At 66.6% G+C, this 16,965-nt stretch carries 16 protein-coding genes; 6 read left to right on the top strand and 10 right to left on the bottom strand.

All coding sequences use genetic code 11. The features are described from left to right. Positions 1–4: 4 nt before the first annotated feature. A complete protein-coding gene (ltnD, locus tag OSH10_RS11275; protein WP_266331838.1) occupies positions 5–997 on the bottom strand; it encodes an L-threonate dehydrogenase in 993 nt (330 codons plus the stop codon). 174 nt (positions 998–1,171) lie between these two features. Between ltnD and otnK the strand changes: the two genes are divergently transcribed. From otnK to OSH10_RS11290, 3 genes are all read left to right on the top strand, one after another. Then, positions 1,172–2,440 (top strand): 3-oxo-tetronate kinase, encoded by a 1,269-nt coding sequence (gene otnK, locus OSH10_RS11280; RefSeq protein WP_266331839.1) that lies wholly within the window; start codon positions 1,172–1,174, stop codon positions 2,438–2,440. After that, on the top strand, positions 2,422–3,084 hold the full coding sequence (gene otnC, locus OSH10_RS11285) for a 3-oxo-tetronate 4-phosphate decarboxylase (RefSeq protein WP_266331840.1): 663 nt from the start codon (positions 2,422–2,424) through the stop codon (positions 3,082–3,084). The genes otnK and otnC overlap by 19 nt, the downstream gene beginning before the upstream one ends. Positions 3,085–3,219: 135 nt before the next feature. Beyond that, positions 3,220–3,354: a hypothetical protein gene (locus OSH10_RS11290; RefSeq protein WP_266331841.1), complete on the top strand. Its 135-nt coding sequence runs from the start codon at positions 3,220–3,222 to the stop codon at positions 3,352–3,354. A 169-nt stretch (positions 3,355–3,523) separates the two neighbouring features. Here OSH10_RS11290 and OSH10_RS11295 read toward each other — a convergent pair whose 3' ends face one another. The 7 genes from OSH10_RS11295 to OSH10_RS11325 form a co-directional block, all read right to left on the bottom strand. Beyond that, positions 3,524–4,798, bottom strand: a complete 1,275-nt coding sequence (locus tag OSH10_RS11295) for a D-tagatose-bisphosphate aldolase, class II, non-catalytic subunit (protein ID WP_266331842.1) — start codon at positions 4,796–4,798, stop codon at positions 3,524–3,526. Beyond that, positions 4,795–5,754 (bottom strand): tagatose kinase, encoded by a 960-nt coding sequence (locus OSH10_RS11300; RefSeq protein WP_266331843.1) that lies wholly within the window; start codon positions 5,752–5,754, stop codon positions 4,795–4,797. The genes OSH10_RS11295 and OSH10_RS11300 overlap by 4 nt, the downstream gene beginning before the upstream one ends. 144 nt (positions 5,755–5,898) lie before the next feature. Further along, positions 5,899–7,131: an ROK family transcriptional regulator gene (locus OSH10_RS11305; RefSeq protein WP_266331844.1), complete on the bottom strand. Its 1,233-nt coding sequence runs from the start codon at positions 7,129–7,131 to the stop codon at positions 5,899–5,901. 137 nt (positions 7,132–7,268) lie between these two features. Further along, the gene (locus OSH10_RS11310) at positions 7,269–8,288 is read right to left on the bottom strand and encodes a substrate-binding domain-containing protein (RefSeq protein WP_266331845.1); all 1,020 of its coding nucleotides are present in this window, start codon (positions 8,286–8,288) and stop codon (positions 7,269–7,271) included. 59 nt (positions 8,289–8,347) lie between these two features. Beyond that, positions 8,348–9,334, bottom strand: coding sequence for an ABC transporter permease (locus OSH10_RS11315; RefSeq protein WP_266331846.1), 987 nt, complete (start codon positions 9,332–9,334; stop codon positions 8,348–8,350). A gap of 16 nt (positions 9,335–9,350) precedes the next feature. Beyond that, entirely contained in the window at positions 9,351–10,940 is a 1,590-nt protein-coding gene (locus tag OSH10_RS11320) for a sugar ABC transporter ATP-binding protein (RefSeq protein WP_323181584.1), read from the bottom strand. Positions 10,941–11,363: 423 nt separating this feature from the next. Beyond that, positions 11,364–12,248 carry a sugar phosphate isomerase/epimerase family protein gene (locus OSH10_RS11325; protein ID WP_266331847.1) on the bottom strand — a complete coding sequence of 295 codons (885 nt, stop codon included), beginning with the start codon at positions 12,246–12,248 and terminating at the stop codon, positions 11,364–11,366. A gap of 221 nt (positions 12,249–12,469) precedes the next feature. Between OSH10_RS11325 and OSH10_RS11330 the strand changes: the two genes are divergently transcribed. The 3 genes from OSH10_RS11330 to OSH10_RS11340 all read left to right on the top strand — a co-directional run bounded on the left by OSH10_RS11330 (position 12,470) and on the right by OSH10_RS11340 (position 14,845). Then, a complete protein-coding gene (locus tag OSH10_RS11330) occupies positions 12,470–13,246 on the top strand; it encodes a GolD/DthD family dehydrogenase (RefSeq protein WP_266331848.1) in 777 nt (258 codons plus the stop codon). 27 nt (positions 13,247–13,273) lie between these two features. Further along, positions 13,274–14,002 carry an SDR family oxidoreductase gene (locus OSH10_RS11335; protein WP_266331849.1) on the top strand — a complete coding sequence of 243 codons (729 nt, stop codon included), beginning with the start codon at positions 13,274–13,276 and terminating at the stop codon, positions 14,000–14,002. A 405-nt stretch (positions 14,003–14,407) separates the two neighbouring features. Further along, a complete protein-coding gene (locus tag OSH10_RS11340; RefSeq protein WP_266331850.1) occupies positions 14,408–14,845 on the top strand; it encodes a VOC family protein in 438 nt (145 codons plus the stop codon). A 60-nt stretch (positions 14,846–14,905) separates the two neighbouring features. Here the strand turns inward: OSH10_RS11340 and OSH10_RS11345 are convergent, their stop codons facing one another. Continuing rightward, entirely contained in the window at positions 14,906–15,952 is a 1,047-nt protein-coding gene (locus tag OSH10_RS11345; protein WP_266331852.1) for a quaternary amine ABC transporter ATP-binding protein, read from the bottom strand. Then, positions 15,952–16,821, bottom strand: a complete 870-nt coding sequence (locus OSH10_RS11350; protein WP_266331853.1) for an ABC transporter permease — start codon at positions 16,819–16,821, stop codon at positions 15,952–15,954. The genes OSH10_RS11345 and OSH10_RS11350 overlap by 1 nt, the downstream gene beginning before the upstream one ends. Positions 16,822–16,965: the final 144 nt, after the last annotated feature.

Here is a 16,965-nt window from a genome sequence, read left to right on the forward strand (position 1 = left end):
AAACTCAGTCCTTCTCAGGGGCGGGGGCGCCGGGCAGGTCGAGGCCGGCGATCATGGCATAGAGGCGCGCGACCGAGGCATCGTCATCCTTGCCCATTCCGGCAGCGGCGGTCATCAGGAACATCTGCAGCGCCGAGGATGCGATCGGCGTCGCGAACTTCTCGCTGCGCGAGATGTCGGCGATGATGCCGAGATCCTTGGTGAAGATCTCGACGGCGCTTCTCGGCGAATAGTCGCCGTCCAGCACATGCGGCATGCGGTTCTCGAACATCCAGGAATTGCCGGCCGAGGCGGTGATCACCTCATACACCTTGGCGATGTCGAGCCCGAGCCGCTTGGCGAAGACGATCGCCTCGGAGGCGGCGGCGATGTGAACCCCTGCCAGCAACTGGTTGACGATCTTGAAGGAAGCGCCGATGCCCGGCTCGTCGCCGAGCAGATAGAGCTTGGCCGACATGGCGTCGAGCGCCGCGCGCGCCTTGGCGATTGCCTCGGGCCTTCCGGAAACCAGCATGGTGAGCGCGCCCTCGGCGGCGCGCGCCGCGCCGCCGGATATCGGCGCGTCGACATAGTGCCGGCCGGTCGCCTCGACCGCCTCGGCGAGCGCCCGCGCCCGCTCCGGCGCCATGGTGGCGCAGGAGACGATCACCGCGCCCGGCCTGGCAGAGGCCAGCAAGCCACCCTCGCCCAGCAGCACCTGCTGCGTCTGGTCGGCATTGACGACGACGATGACGAGGATGTCAGCCGTGGCGGCGGCCTCGGACAGCGAAGCGGCGCCGGCGCCATGCTCGGCGGCAAATTTCGCCACCACCTCCGGGCGGGTGTCGAAGCCGGTGACGGCGAAGCCGCCCTTGGCCAGGGACTGCGCCATGCCATATCCCATCGACCCGAGGCCGATGACCGAGAGCCGCGCTCCCGTCTCATCCTTCGTCGCCATGACGTGATCCTTTCCGCGGGAACGCCACCCTTGCACGCTCCACCATGCTAGCGCTGTCATTGGTTGCGAATTCCCCATGACAGCGCTAACAGTAGGCGATACTAGCCGAGCCGGAGCGGCGGTCGTCAAGCCCATGGGAGGGCGAAACTGCTTTGCGTTGCATTTTGTCGCTGCCCTTCCCCTCAGTCTCCGTCCGGCGAGCCAGCCTGACCTCTCCTGCAAGGACATGACCGTATGCTGCTTGGATGCATCGCCGACGATTTGACAGGTGCGACCGATCTCTCGCTGATGCTGTCGCGCGAGGGCCTGCGCACGGTGCAGAGCACCGGCCTGCCGCAGGACGATCTCGACCTTTCCGAGGTCGATGCGCTCGTCGTCGCCTTGAAATCGCGCACCATTCCGGCGGCCGACGCCGTCGCGCAGTCGCTGGCGGCGGCCGAGTGGCTGCTGGCGCATGGCGCGCAGCGACTGTTCTTCAAATATTGCTCGACCTTCGATTCGACCGATGAAGGCAATATCGGCCCGGTGGCGGAAGCGCTGCTGAAGCGGCTCGATGCCGGCTTCACCATCGCCTGCCCCGCCTTCCCCGCGACCGGCCGCTCGATCTACCAGGGCCATCTGTTCGTCAACGGCGTGCCGCTCAACGAAAGCTCGATGCGCGACCATCCGCTGACGCCGATGCGCGATTCCGATCTCCGCCGCGTGCTGCAGCGGCAGACCGACCTGCCGGTCGGACTGGTCGCCTATGCCGATGTCGATGCTGGCGCCGAGGCCATCTCCAAGGCCTTCGCGCGCGAACAGGCCGCCGGCAAGCGCATCGCCATCGTCGACGCCCTGCAAGATGCGCATCTGCGCGAGATCGGCAAGGCGCTGGTCGACGTGAAACTCGTCACCGGCGGCTCGGGCATAGCCATCGGCCTGCCCGCCGCCTATCGGGACGCCGGCCTGATCGACAGGCTGACGCCGCCGGCGACTTCGATCGCCGCGCCCGAGGGACGCGGCGCGATCCTCGCCGGCTCGTGCTCGGCGGCGACGCGCGGCCAGGTCGCCAAGGCGCAGGAAGCCGGGCTGCCGACGCTCCGCATCGACCCGCTGGAGATCGCCTCGGGCGCGCTGACGCCGGCATCCGTGATCGACTGGCTGGTGTCGCAGCCCGCCGACGTCACGCCGCTGGTCTACTCCAGCGATGATCCCGACAGCGTGCGCGCCGTGCAGGAGAAGCTCGGCCGCGACAAGGCGGGAACGCTGGTCGAGGACCTGCTCGCCGCCGTCGCGGCGGCGTTGCCCGCCAAGGGCTTCACCCGCCTGCTGGTGGCCGGCGGCGAGACGTCCGGCGCCGTCGTCAATGCGCTCGGCGTCAAGGCGCTGTCGATCGGCCCGGAAATCGATCCCGGCGTGCCCTGGACGCGCAGCCGTTCCGGGCCGGATGTTGCGCTGGCGCTCAAATCCGGCAATTTCGGTACGCCCGATTTCTTCCTCAAGGCATGGAGTTCGCTCGCGTGAGCCCGACATCCCAGACCGAATCCGCGCTTCGCGAGCGCATCTGCAAGTGCGGCGCGTCGATGTTCCAGCGCGGCCTGACCTTCGGCTCGACCGGCAACATCTCGGTCGCCTTGCCCGATGGCGGCTGGCTGATGACGCCGACCAACGCCTCGCTCGGCGACCTCGACCCGGCCCGCATCTCGAAGATCGACGCCAACGGCAACCATGTGAGCGGCGACAAGCCGACCAAGGAAGCCTTCCTGCACCGGGTCATGTACCAGCAACGCCCGACCTGCGAGGCCGTGGTTCACCTGCACTCGACCCATTCGGTGGCGGTGTCCTGCCTGCACCATATCGACCATCACGACTGCCTGCCGCCGCTGACGGCCTATTACATCATGCGCGTCGGCAAGCTGCCGCTGGTCCCATACCATCCGCCCGGCGACGAGAGCCTGGCGCTGGCGGTGGAAAAACTGGCTGAAAAGCACCACGCCGTGCTGCTCGCCAATCACGGACCGGTCGTCGCGGGAAAGAGCCTCGAAGACGCGATGTATGCGACAGAGGAACTGGAGGAGACGGCGAAGCTGTTCCTGATGCTGCGCGGCGAGGCCACCCGCCCGCTGACGCCGGAACAGGTCGCCGAACTGCGCAAGCGCGGCGGCTGAAGCGCCCGCGCCAACTGCCGACCCAATCGTGATCGGGACCCTCGGTTCCGGTCACGATGGATTGACGGAGCCGTCCTTGAGTCGCTGCCGGCCAAGCCGATAATCCTTCCCCTGCGGTTGCATGGGGAGGACAGCATGAGACTCGTTTTCGCTCTGCTTTTCTGCGTGGTGTCGCTCGCCGGTTGCCAGACAGACCAGGCATCGAACGAAGGCACCTTCAGCAGTTGCCAGTCGATTGGAACGGGCGGCACCGCCGACGTCATCTGCTGACCGGCGCGGCACAGGGCTCCGGCCTATCTCCACGGCCGGTGTTCCCGGGCTTTGGCCTTCGCCGGGGCGACGGAGGCTGCGCATGCGGGATCGCGTCTCGATCAGCCGGCTCCCTTCACCTCTCCCCGAGGGAGAGGTGAAGGCTAGTATCCGGCGGAGAGAGCCTTGCCTACGGCCGGCAGGCCCGTCCGTAGAGTTGCAGCATGCGCTCGATGCCGCGTTCCAGCAGCGCCTCGGCCGTCGCCGCGCATTCGCCGCTGCGCACCGCTTCCGCGTCCTCGGCGAGGAACTGCGTGATCAGCGGCTCCGGGATCGTCCGGCCCTGCAGCGTCGCCATCAGCTTCGCCACCGCGCGCTCGGCCTGCTCGTGCGGCCAGTAATAGCGGATGCGGTCGCTGTAGCTGTAGTGACGCAGCACATGCTGCTCGTCCGGCGTGCCGGGATAATAGCGCTGCCAGTAGTTCGGCTCGGCCAGCATCAGCGCTTCCATCGCCTTTGCCAGCGCCCGGTCGCCATAGGAAGCCTCCAGCTCCGAGGCGATCAGGTCGAGGCCATAGAGCGTCTGGCGCAGCGCGAAGGTCAGGCCCGGCCCGACCTTCAGGATCGGGAAGCCGTCGCGGACCAGCGTCGCGAGGGCCGGTTCCGGCTGGTAATCGGTCGAGTGCGCCTCGAACACGAACTGCGGCTCGTCGGCGAGGACGGCGATCAGGTCGCGCGCCCGCTCCGGCCGGTAGACGACGACCTTGTCATGACCGAATTCGACGCCCGGCTGCACGACCAGGCCGATGACGCGGGCAAAGGCTTCGCCAAGGCCGGCTTCAGCAAAGACCCGGCGATGGGTGGCGATGGTTTCGCGCGCCGCGGAAGCGAGAGTCGGCGGCACGTCGTCGAGATCGTGCAGCGCGCCACCCGGCGTCGGCACTTCCGTGCCGATGATATAGACCGGAAGCGTCAGGCCGTTTGACCTGGCCGTCGCCTCGGCCACCTTGGCAAGGCGCGCCGCGCGATGCGCCGTCGTCTCGTCGTCGAGGCCTTCCGGCTCGCCGGCGCAGCCCATGCTGGCGTCGAGATGGATCTTCGTGAAGCCGGCGGCGACATAGGCGCCGACCATGATCTCGGCCCTGGCCAAGGCCTCCTCTGCCGGAAGGCTGCGCCAGGGGTTGGGTCCCAGATGGTCGCCGCCGAGGATGAGGTTCGCCATGTCAAAACCGACTTCGGCAGCGATACCCTCGACGAAGCGGCGGAAATCGGCCGGCTTCATGCCGGTATAGCCGCCCTCGTGATTGACCTGGTTGCAGGTCGCCTCGATCAGCACGACGGTATTGGTGCGGAGCCCCTCGCGCAGCGTCGCGCGGATCACGGACGGGTGTGCCGAGCAGACGGAGGTGATGCCGCTGACGCGGCCGGCCTGATAATCGGCGGCGAGTTCGGTCAGAAGGCTCATGCGTGGGCTCCCACCGGCGTTGCGGCGATAAAGGCATCCAGTTCGGCGAAGGACGAGGTTCCCTCCATCGGACCCTTGACGGTGACGGTGCGCGCGCCGGCGGCATTGGCATAGCGCAAGGCATCCTCCACCGACCTGCCGAGCCGGCGGGCGACCAGGAAGGTGGCGCCAAAGCTGTCGCCGGCGCCGGTCGGGTCGATTTCCTCGACGACGAAGCCGGGCATGTCAGTTCGGCCGCTGCGGTCGAAATGGCTGGCGCCGGCCTTGCCGCGCTTCAGCACGATTTCCTGCACGCCGGCATCGAGCAGCGCCGCGATCGCGCGGCCCTCGTCGGCCTCGCCGGAGAACAGCGACAGTTCCTCGCCCGAGGGCAGGAACAGGTCGGTCGCCGCGAGCACGGACTGGAAGGCCGCCTTGCCGGCGGGGTCGCGCAGCATCTCGACGCGGATATTGGGATCGAACGACACCGTGCCGCCGCGCGCCTTGATGGCGGGGATGGACGCGCTGACCATGCCGAACACGGCGGGAACCGGCAGACCGGAGCCCATGACATGCAGGTGCCCGGCCTCGGCGAGCACGGCCTGCGCCTCCGGCGTGGCGGCGATGCGTCCGGCGGCGCTGTCGCGCATGTTGAAGACGAAGTCGCGGCCACCATCGGGGCGGTAGCGGACGAAGGCGCTGCCGGTGGCGGCGCCCGGATGGATGGCGACGGCGGAGACGTCGACGCCGTCCTGCTTCAGGCGCTCGAGATTGACGGTGCCGAAATCGTCGTCGCCGACCGCGGAAACGATCGCCGCCGGATGGCCGAGCTTGCCGACCTGGTCGATGAAGATCGCCGGCGCGCCGCTCGGGAACGGACCGATCAGGGTCTGCGCCTCGAGGAAGCCATGGCCGAGCGTGGTCGCCATGATCTCGACGAGGATCTCGCCGATGGTGACGATCTTGCCTTCAATCATCCTTTTCGCCCCTCCCTGGGCTCGCCCGCCTGGAGCAGGATAGCGTTGCGTCCGACAGGACCGTATTTCTTCACCTCTCCCTGAGGGAGAGGTCAGCAAGCAGATCCCGATCCATCGATCTCCAACAGGGCCGACAACTCGATATCACGTCTGAAACAGCGTGATCGGCTGGGCGCTGGCGTAGATCGCGCTCTCGTCAATGGAAAACATGCGCTGATGCATGATCAGCGCACCGCCGAGCGCCGGGCCTTCAAGCCCCAGCGCAGAGACCTCGATCCTGGGCATCGGGAACCCTTCGAGGAACTCGCTGCGCATGGCTTCCTCGACCTCTTCGGCGACGAAGCGGAACAGCGGCGCCACCGTGCCGCCGAGGATGATCACGCCGGGGTTGAGCACGCTCGATAGCTGGATCAGGCCGATGGCGAGGCCGCCGCCCCATTCGCGCGCCGTGCGGATCGCGCTCGCCTCGCCGGCTGCCAGCGCTGCCAGCAACTGGTCGAGATCCGCCCCTTCGGCGGCGCCATTGGCGCGGTAGCGCGCCAGCACGGCGTCCTTGCCGATATAGCTTTCGAGATGGCCCGGCTTGTGCCGCCCGGCATAAAAGCCCTCGCTGCCGAGCACGATCTGGCCGAATTCGCCGGCAAAGCCGGACGAGCCGCGAAACAGCCTGCCACCGATGACGATGCCGCCGCCGGCGCCATTCTCGATCAGCAGGAAGGCGACCGTCTCGGCGCTGTGCTGGGTGTCGCGATAGGTCTCGGCGATGGCGAAGGCATTGGCGTCGTTCTCGATCGAGACCGCCAGTTCCAGCTTGGGAAAGCGGGCGGCGAGGCGTCGGGCGATCAGGCTCTTCAGGTCGACATCGCGCCAGCCGATGATCAGCGCGTTGAGCACCTTGCCGTCGGCATCGAGCAGCGCCGGCAGGGTGACGCAGAGACCGCGGATCTGGCCCTGGTCCGGCAGCCCCTCGATGATCTCGCCGATCATCGCGGCGATGCGGTCGATGCCGTCCTCGACGGGCAGCTGATGGGTCGGGAACGGGGTGGAGATGCGCCGGATTTCGTTGGCGCAGAGGTCGATGGCGACGACGGTCAGCCGGTCGACGCCGATCTCGGCGCCCAGGAAGGTCGCACCGGCCGGATTGATCTCGATGTTGATGCCGGGCCGCCCGGTCCTGGCGGCGTTCTCGCCCCGGCCACCATTCGGCAGTTCGACGACGAGCGCATCGGCCATCAGGTTGGTGATGATGTTGCCGGTGGTCGAGCGGTTGAGCCCGAGCCTGCGCGCCAGATCGGCCCGGCTCATTCCCCCGCTGCGAAACAGCGCGTTCAGCGCCCGGATTTCGTTGAGGTAGCGGACGGATTGAGGGGTTGCCAAGATCTGGGACTCATTCTGGAACGACTTGGAGGCTTCCCGGAACGCGCGAGACTTGAACCCGCGCGGGCGGAGAGGGAGAGGCGGCCAAGACCGCCTCTCCAAAGGGCCTGCGCGCAATCTCTGCGCGCTACGCCTGATTACTGCGTCTTGCGCATTTCGAGAAGGCCGTCGACGTTATCGAGCGTGACGGGGATCCAGGGCACGGAGTAATGCTGCGACTTGCCGCCTTCCCAGGCCAGCTTGCCGCCATTGACGTCCCAGACCTTGGCCTGCGGCTTGTAGTCGGGCTGCTTGGCGACAAGGGCGAGGTCGATCGCGCCCTGGGCCTGTGCGTCGGCATCCTGCAGCGTCGACATCATCTCGCCGCGCTTGACGGCGAGCAGCGCGTCGGTGACGCCATCGACGCCGGCGACCGGGATGGTCTTCGGGTCGAGGCCGTGCGCCTTGATCGCCTCGAGCGCGCCGATGGCGATCTCGTCATTCTCGCCGATGACGCCGTTGATCTCGCCGGCATGGGCGGTCAGCCAGTTTTCCATCAGCGACAGGGCCTCGGCGCGCGACCAGTTGGCGGTCTTCTGCTCGAGAACCTTGATGTCGGGATAGTCCTTCAGCGTCTCTTCGATGCCCTGCAGGCGCTGCACCTGGGCCGACTGGCCGATCATGCCTTCGCCGATGACGACATTGCCCTTGCCGCCCATCTTGTCGAAGACGGACTTGGCCAGCATCTTGCCGGCTTCGACGTCGTTGGAAGCGATGTAGGCGTTGTAGAGGTCGGTATTGGAGATCAGCGTGTTCGAGCCGATGACGGTGATGCCGGCATCCTTGGCGCGCTGGACGGGATCGTTGCCGGCGTCGATGTCGACGGGCACGAAGATGATCGCGTCATACTTCTCGCTGATCGCGGTGTCGAACTGGTTCGACTGGGTCAGCGCGTCCATGCGGCCGTCGAGCACGGTCAGCTTGACGCTGCCGTCCTTGACCAACGGATGCTCGTTGGCGGCATTGGCCCAGAGCACGTTGAACTCCGTGTCGAGGCTCTGCACCACGGCGGCGATGCGGACAGGGTCGGCGGCTGCCGCCTGCCCGATCGTCAGCGCCGCGATGCCGACGCCGGCCAGCATGGCCAGCCCCCGGCGGGTAAAGGTGTTGAGTGCCATTATGGGTTTCCTCCCTCAGTCATAGCTCTGCATTCCCGCGCGCAAGCGCGCGGATCCCATCAAGGATTCAGGTTTCTGGAGCGGTCGATCAGGACGGCGACGACGATGATCGCGCCCTTGATGATCTGCTGGTAGTAGGACGACACCCCCATCAGATCGAGACCGTTCGAGATGACGCCGATGATCAGCGCGCCGATCAGCGTGTAGACCACCGAGCCGACGCCGCCGGTCAGCGAGGTGCCCCCGATGACGACCGCGGCGATCGCGTCGAGTTCGTAGCCGAGGCCCGCCTGCGGCAGCGCCGAGGTGGTGCGGGCCGTCAGGATCATGCCGGCGAGACCGGCCAGCGCGCCCATCAGCAGATAGGCCGAGAAGATCACCGTGCGGGTCGGGATGCCGCTGGTCTTGGCGCTCTTCACATTGCCGCCGACGGCGTAGATCCAGCGGCCATAGACCGTGTAGCGCAGCGTGATCCAGGCCGCGATGAAGACGATCGCGAAGATGATGACCGGAACCGGGATGCCGGCGATGAAGCCTTGGCCGAGCCAGCGGAATTCGGGCGAGAGATTGGGGATCGGCCGACCGTTCGAGTAGAGCAGCGTCGCGCCGCGCGCCATCGACAGCATGCCGAGCGTGACGACGAAGGCGGGCACCGAAAATCGGGCGATCAGCGTGCCGTTGACGGCGCCGAACAGAGCACCGACGCCCACGGCCGCGAAGAAGGCGATGGCCGGATTATAGGGATCCCCGCCGGTGACCAGGCTGCCGGCGACAACGCCGGTCAGCGCCAGCACCGAGCCGATCGACAGGTCGATGCCGCCGGTCAGGATGACGAAGGTCATGCCGATGGCGAGGATGCCGTTGATCGACACCTGCCGCAGCACGTTCATGAGATTGGCGGTCGACAGGAAGTTCGGATGCGCGAAGGAGAGGATCACGAACAGGATGAGGAACGACAGCAGGATGCCGTAGCGCGACAAAAACCGGCCGATCGCCTGGCTTCTGGCTCCGGCAGCGCCGGCGGTGGTGGTGAGTTCGGTCGACATGGGGCGCCTCGGTCGCTCAGCTTGCCAGATGGACGAGCGCCTCTTGGGTCGCAGCCGCGCCCTTGAGTTCGCCCGCGATCCGCCCGCGCCGGAACACGAGGATCCGGTCGGCATTGGCGAGAATTTCGGGGATTTCGGAAGAGATCATCAGCACGGAATTGCCGGCCGCCGCGAAGGCGGAGAGGAAGGCATAGACCTCCCGCTTGGCGCCCTCGTCGATGCCGCGGGTCGGCTCGTCGCAGATCAGGATCTTCGGCTCGGTCTCGACGCAGCGCGCCAGCACCACCTTCTGCTGGTTTCCGCCGGAAAGGCTCTGGACCGGCAGGTCGCGCGAGGCTGTACGGATGCGGAAACGCGCGATCTGGCCGTCGACATTCGACGCGACCTTCTTGCCATCGACCAAGCCTAGCCTCGAAAACTGGTCGAGCGCCGCCAGCACGACGTTCTCCGAGACGCTGGAGGTCAGGACCAGGCCCGTCTCCTTGCGATCCTCGGTGACGATGGCGATGCCATTCGAAAGCGCATCGGACGGCGAGCGGATCTCGACCGGCCTGCCCTCGATCGTCACCGTCCCGGCATCCTTGGGCGCATTGCCATAGAGCGCATTGGCGAACTCGCTGCGGCCGGCGCCCATCAGCCCGTAAAGGCCGAGGATTTCGCCCTTGGCGAGATCGAGCGAAATGTCCTCGAACTGGCCGTGGCGGGCGAAGCCGGAGACCGAAATCATCGGCTCGCCGGTGCTGGTGCTGTCGCGGGCCTCCTGGTCGCGCAGATCGCGGCCAACGATCAGCGAGATCAGCCGCTGCCGGTCGATATCGGCGAGATCGCCCGCCTCGATGAAGCGGCCGTCGCGGAATACCGTGTAGCTGTCCGCGATCGAGAATATGTCGGTCAGGCGGTGCGAGACATAGATGATGCCGACGCCCTGGTCCTGCAGCGAACGGATCGCCTGGAACAGCGTCGCCGCTTCCTTCTCGCCGATCGCCGAGGTCGGCTCGTCCATGATCAGGATGTCGCTCTCGCGGCTGATCGCCTTGGCGATCTCGACGAGCTGGATCTTGGCGACGGAGAGCGAGCGCATGGTGACGCGCGCATCGATGTCGAAGCCGAGGCGGGCGAACAGCGCGGCCGCATCCGCCTCCATCTTCGCCTTGTCCGCGAACCAGCCCAGCCGGCGCGGCTCGCGGCCGAGATAGATGTTTTCGGCCACGGTCATGTCGAGGACCGGGCTCAGTTCCTGCGTGATGATGGCGATGCCGTCGGCCAGCGCCTCGGCGGCCGAGGCGTAGTGCACCACCCTGCCCTTGACCATCACCGTGCCGGCATCGGCGCGGTGCAGGCCCATCAGGATGTTGAGGAAGGTCGACTTGCCGGCGCCATTGCCGCCGCAGAGCGCATGAACGCTGCCGCGCTTCAGGCGGATGCGGCCATCGACCAGCGCCGGAACGCCGGCAAAGGCCTTGGAAATGCTGGTGGCGGCGAGGAGCAGATCCGTATCGGCGACGGCACCCTGTTCAGGCGCGGACGGCGACACGGAGGCTGGCGGAACGAGGACGTGATGCGCCTGTTCCGGCTTGCCCTCACCAGGGGAGGCAGGCTCGGCCACTAGGACGTTTCTCCCGGTTGATCGGTGCTCGAGGGCCCCGTTCTTTTTTGTTCGTTGCGACACCAAACATATTTGCGTGGGTCCGTGGAGTCAACCTGCCCTCCGGTCAGGCGGGCAGGGATTGGGCATAAGCGCAGAACGGGAATACGGTTGGGTAGCGCGCGCATTGAACCGCACGCATTACTTGCACGAATACGCGCAAGCCGCGGAAATAACGCGAATATCGGGCGATGACATAGGACGGCGGAAACGGTCGGCGTCACGCGCCACGCAATCGCGAGAGCGACGCCTCCCTCGGCCGGAAAGGATGGATGGCAGCCATTGCAGGCGCCATCCACCAAGGTGCGACACGCCCCCGGGAGGAGGGTCGGGACGAGCCGCGGATCAGGGGCAGCCAGGGGTCAGCCGCCCCCCTGCCCTCAATCAGACCGTGCGCGCGGTGATCGCCTTGCGGGCGGATTCACCCATGCGAGCCTCGATATAGGCCTTGGCCAGGCGCGCCACTTCGACATTGTCGGTCCAGGTGTTGCGCCAGATCGCGCAGGTGATCGACAGATCCTTGTCGACAACCTCGGTCGAGAAGCTCTCGAAGGTGATCCAGTCCTGGTAGTCGATCTCGAGCAGCGCGTCGAAGATCGCCGAGAAGTTGATCACGCCGGAACCGAGGAAGCCGCGATTGCTCTCGCCGATGTGGAAATAGCCGAGCTTCTTGCCGGCGGTGCGCAGCGCCTGGACCGGATCCGCTTCCTCGATGTTCATGTGGAAGGTGTCGAGGTGCAGGAAGATGTTGTCCGAGCCGGACTGCTCGATGAAGGCGAGGCCCTGCGCGGTGGTGTTGAGCAGGTTGCTCTCGAAGCGGTTGACGACCTCGAGGTTCATCGACACGCCGGCGGCCTTGCCGATGTCAGCGGCGCGGGCGAGCGCGGCGACGCTGTTGTCCCAGCCCTTCTGGGTCGGCATGCTCTGGTACTTGGTGTGGGCGGAGAAGATGATGCCGCCGAGCTTCGAGCCGCCGAGATCGCGGGTGATCGAGATGGCCTCGGCCAGCAGGGCCTCGCCGCGCTTGACCACGGCCGGGTCTTCCGACGACACGTCGCAATCGAGCGGCAGGCCCATGGTGACGACGACCTTGAGGCCATAATCCTGCAGCCGCTTGGCGAGCCAGTTGACGTCGAACTTCTTCGGGTCGAGGCGCGGAAACTCGATCAGGCCGTAGCCGAGGTCATGCGACTTCTTCATCGCGCCTTCGAGGTCTTCCTGCGTCGTGCCGCCGGTCCAGACGAACGAATGAATGCCAAGCTTCTTCATCAGCGTTTCCTCGTGGTTCCATCGCCGGGCCGGCTTCCGGCCGGATCGACATCCAGTGCGATTTCAACATCGCTTATTTGTTGGCAGTAGCAGCAAACAAACTTGCTTTCAAGCGGGGGGCGGGTCTAGTTTAGCGGAACGCACCGCCACAAACGAGCGGTGAGAAGCCATGCGCCCGGTTCGGACATGAGGTCCGGCAAGGGCTTTGGGAGGAAACCGAAATGTCTGCCAACCAGGCGTTCACCGCCGACCTGACGCGTCCCTTCGACATGACCGGCAAGGTCGCTCTGATCACCGGCGCCGCCGGCGGCATCGGCCGCGCGCTCGCCACCCTCTTCGCCGCCAATGGCGCCACGCTCGCCCTGCTCGACAAGAACGAGGCGGTGCATGACTTCGCAGCCTCGCTTGGCGCAGGCCACAAGGGCTGGACCGGCGACGTCACCGATGCTTCCGCCATCGAGCGCGCCGTCGCCGAAGTCGCGGCGCATTTCGGCAAGATCGACATCCTCGTCAACAATGCCGGCATCGGCACGCTCGCCCCCGCCGAGGCGACGACGACCGAGAGCTGGGACCTGCAGCTCGCGGTCAATCTACGCGCGCCCTACATCTTCTCGCGCGAGGTCGCCGGCCACATGATCGCCGCCGGCTATGGCCGCATCGTCACCATCGCCTCGCAGGCCGCCGTCATCGGCATCGAGGGCCATGTCGCCTATTCCGCCTCGAAGGCCGGCCTGCTCGGCATGACCAATTGCATGGCGCTGGAATGGGGCCCGAAGGGCATCACCGCCAACTGCATCTCGCCGACCGTCGTCGAGACCGAGCTCGCCAAGGTCGGCTGGGCCGGTGAAAAGGGCGAGCGCGCCCGCGCCGAAATCCCGACCCGCCGCTTCGCGCAGCCGGAAGAGATCGCCTATGCCGCGCTCTACCTCGCCAGCGACGGCGCGGCGATGGTCAACGGCGCCAACCTGCTGGTCGACGGCGGCTACACGGTTCGCTGATTTCTGGACATTGATGGAGGAGACACCATGGCCGTATCGATTGCCGGCAAGGTGATGATTGTGACCGGCGCCAGCTCCGGCATCGGCCGCGCCGCCGCCCGCCGCTTCGCCGCCGAGGGCGCCAGGCTGGTGCTGGTCGCGCGTTCGGCCGAGAAGCTGGAGGCGCTGGCGAAGGAACTGGGCGGCGACGCGATCGCCGTTCCCGCCGACCTGACCAAGGCCGCCGATGTCGAGGCGATGGTCGCCAAGGCCGAAGCGCATTTCGGCCGGATCGACATCCTGTTCGCCAATGCCGGCAGCTATGTAACCGGCGACGTCGCCACCGGCGATCCGGACGAATGGGACCGGGTCATCGGCGTCAACGTCAATGGCGTGTTCCGCACGGTGCGCGCGGTGCTGCCGGGCATGATCGCGCGCCGATCCGGAGACATCGTCGTCACCTCGTCGATCTCCGGTCATCAGGCGATCCACTGGGAGCCGGTCTATTCGGCCACCAAGCACGCGGTGCAGTCCTTCGTGCACGGCGTCCGCCGCCAGCTCGGTCCGCACAATGTCCGCATCGGCGCGCTGTCGCCGGGAATCGTGCTGAACGAGCTCTGGGGCATCACGGATCCGGCCGAGATCGAGCGCCGCGCCGAGGCGCATGAAGGCCTGCGCTCGGAGGATATCGCCGACGCACTGGTGTTCATGGTCACCCGCCCGCCCAACGCCACCATCCGCGACCTCGTCATCCTGCCGCAGAACCAGGATATCTGATCCGGCTTCCTTGCCTCTGCCTCCGGGCTCCCTCTTCAATATGCTGAAGCGGCCCGGAGGGCCGTCTCGAAGCACGCAACGCCACCGCCTTCAGGGCAGAAAGCCCCTCACCCCACCCTCTCCCGCGCGCGGGAGAGGGAGCGCACCGCACCTCGTCGCTGTTTTCCCAGCCTTAGGAATACCTGGCCTCCCCCTCGACGCCACGCCGGCCAAAAGGCCCTCGGCCGCTTGCCGGAGAGGTTGGGTGAGTGTCTTGCTTTCGACCGAGCGAAGCCGAGCAACCGACCCGCGCCCTGCCCGTATCGAAAAAAATCTTCCCCCCCTGTCGAAATCGCGCTTCCCCGCCCGTCGAGACCCTGAGGCGGCCATGCGCCGCTCGCGATTCCCATGTGAGGAGACAGGACGATGGACACCAGGACCGACGAGACAAGCGCCTTCGCCAGTATGCCCAGGGTGCTGAGCGGCGTTGCGCCGTATCTGAGCGTCGGCGGCGCCGTGAAGGCCTCGGAATTCTACCAGCGCGCGCTGGCGGCCGAGGAAGTGATGCGCGTCCCCGTCGACGAGAAGGGACGCACCATGCACATCCACCTCTACATCAATGGCGGATCGGTCATGCTGGCCGACCCCTATGAGGAATACGGCCATCCGCTGGAGACGCCGCAGGGCTATACGCTGCACCTGCAACTCGGCGACGACATCGACACGTGGTGGCAGCGGGCGATCGATGCCGGCATGGAGGTCGTGATGCCGCTCGACCTGCAGTTCTGGGGCGACCGCTACGGCCAGCTACGCGATCCGTTCGGCGTGCTGTGGTCGCTGGGGGCGCGGGCGAAGGCGGCCTGAGCCGATCCGCCAACTTGCGAGGGGCCAACCAGCGCCCCTCGCCTTTTTCGTCTTGTACGATCAGCCGACGCCCGGCGTGTGGCGCGCCAGCGCCTTGATCACCTGCTTGGCGGTGACGCGGCCGATCTGCTTGCCCTCGCCATCGACTACGCCGACCCATTGATGCTCGGCGAACAGCGGCAGCACGTCCTCGCAGCACGCATCCATCGATACCGACTGCTCGCAGGGCTCGGTCACGCCGCGCTCCAGGATCGAGCGCACATGGATGGCGCGGGCCTTGTTCACCTCGCGCACGAACTCCTCGATATGCTCGTTGGCCGGACGCAGCACGATGTCCTCGGGCTTGCCCTCCTGCTGCAGGGCTCCGTCCTTCAGCACCGCGATGCGATCGCCGATCTTCAGCGCCTCGTCGAAATCATGCGTGATGAACAGGATCGTCTTGTTCAGCGATTTCTGCAGCGTGATCAGCTGGTCCTGCATGCCGGAACGGATCAGCGGATCGAGCGCCGAAAACGCCTCGTCCATCAGGATGATGTCACTATCCATCGAAAGCGCCCGCGCCAGGCCGACGCGCTGCTGCTGGCCACCCGAAAGCTGGCGGGTGCGGGAATTCTCATAGCCCGCGAGCCCGACCGTCTCGATCCATTTCGCCGCCGTCTCCAGCCGCTCCTTGCGGCCGACGCCGCGGACCTCGAGGCCATAGGCGACATTGTCGATGACCGAACGATGCGGCAGCAGGCCGAACTTCTGGAACACCATCGCCACCTTGGTGCGGCGATAGGCGCGCAGTTCGTTGAGGCTCATCTTCAGCACGTCGGTGCCGTGCACGATGATCTCGCCCGCCGTCGGCTCGATCAGCCGGTTGACGTGGCGGATCAGCGTCGACTTGCCGGAGCCGGAGAGCCCCATGACGACGAAGATCTGCCCGGCCGCGATATCGAGCGAGACATTGTCGAGGCCGACGACATGGTTGGTCTCGGCCTGGACCTCGGCCTTGGATTTCCCCGCCCGCAGCAGCGCCAGCGCGCCCTCCGGGTCCGGGCCGAAGATCTTGGTGACCCCGCGCATGGCGATGGCGAGATCGGTCTTCACGATGGGATCGGACATTAGCGGGCCTCCTGCATGCCGATGCGGGCCTGCAACTGGCGGCCGAACGCCTGGGTGATGCGATCGAAGATGATGGCGAGCGCCACGATGCCGAGACCGGCGAACAGGCCGCGGCTGACTTCGAGGCGGCCGATGCCCTGCAATACCTGGTAGCCGAGGCCGCCCGCGCCGATCATCGAGGCGATGACCACCATGGAGAGCGCCATCATGGTGGTCTGGTTGATGCCGGCGAGAATGGTCGGCAGCGCCAGCGGGATCTGTACGCCGAGCAGGCGCTGGCGCGGATTGGTGCCAAAGGCGCGGCTGGCCTCCATCACGGCCGGATCGACCGAGCGCAGGCCGAGATCGGTGAGCCGCACCAGCGGCGGCGCGGCATAGACGATGGTGGCGATCAGCGCCGGGATCTTGCCGGGGCCGAAGATCATCACCGTCGGGATCAGATAGACGAAGCTCGGCAGCGTCTGCATGAGGTCGAGGACCGGCGTAATGCCCTGTCGCATCCGGAGCGAGCGCGACATCCAGACGCCGACCGGGATCGAAAGGATGATGGCCGTCAGCGTTGCCGCGATCATCAGCGCCATGGTCGTCATGGCGTCCTTCCACAGATCCATCACGCCGAGGAATAGCAGCGCGCCCAGCACCACGGCCGGAAGCTGCCAGCGTCGCGTGGCCAGCCAGGCGATGCCCGTCAGCAGGCCGATGATCAGCCACCAAGGCGTCGCGATCAGCAGGTTCTCGATCGCCTTCAGCAGCATGAGAAGCGGATAGGCGGCGGACTCGAAGGTCCCGCCCCAATGGCGGACCACCCAGTTCAGGCCATCGTCGACCGCGCGGCGCCAGGGCCGCGTATCAATCAGTTGAGGAAACAAGCTCTGTCTCTTTCTTCAGCCCGGCGACACGGATTGGCTTCCCAGGCGGCGTGGCAGCTTGCCCGCCCTGCCCGGCCGCGTTGCCGGGAAGCAAGGCACGGCCCAACGGGAAACGGCCGGGAAATCCCGGCCGCTCGTTTGCCT

The organism is Kaistia defluvii, assembly GCF_026343955.1.
GTDB lineage: Bacteria > Pseudomonadota > Alphaproteobacteria > Rhizobiales > Kaistiaceae > Kaistia > Kaistia defluvii.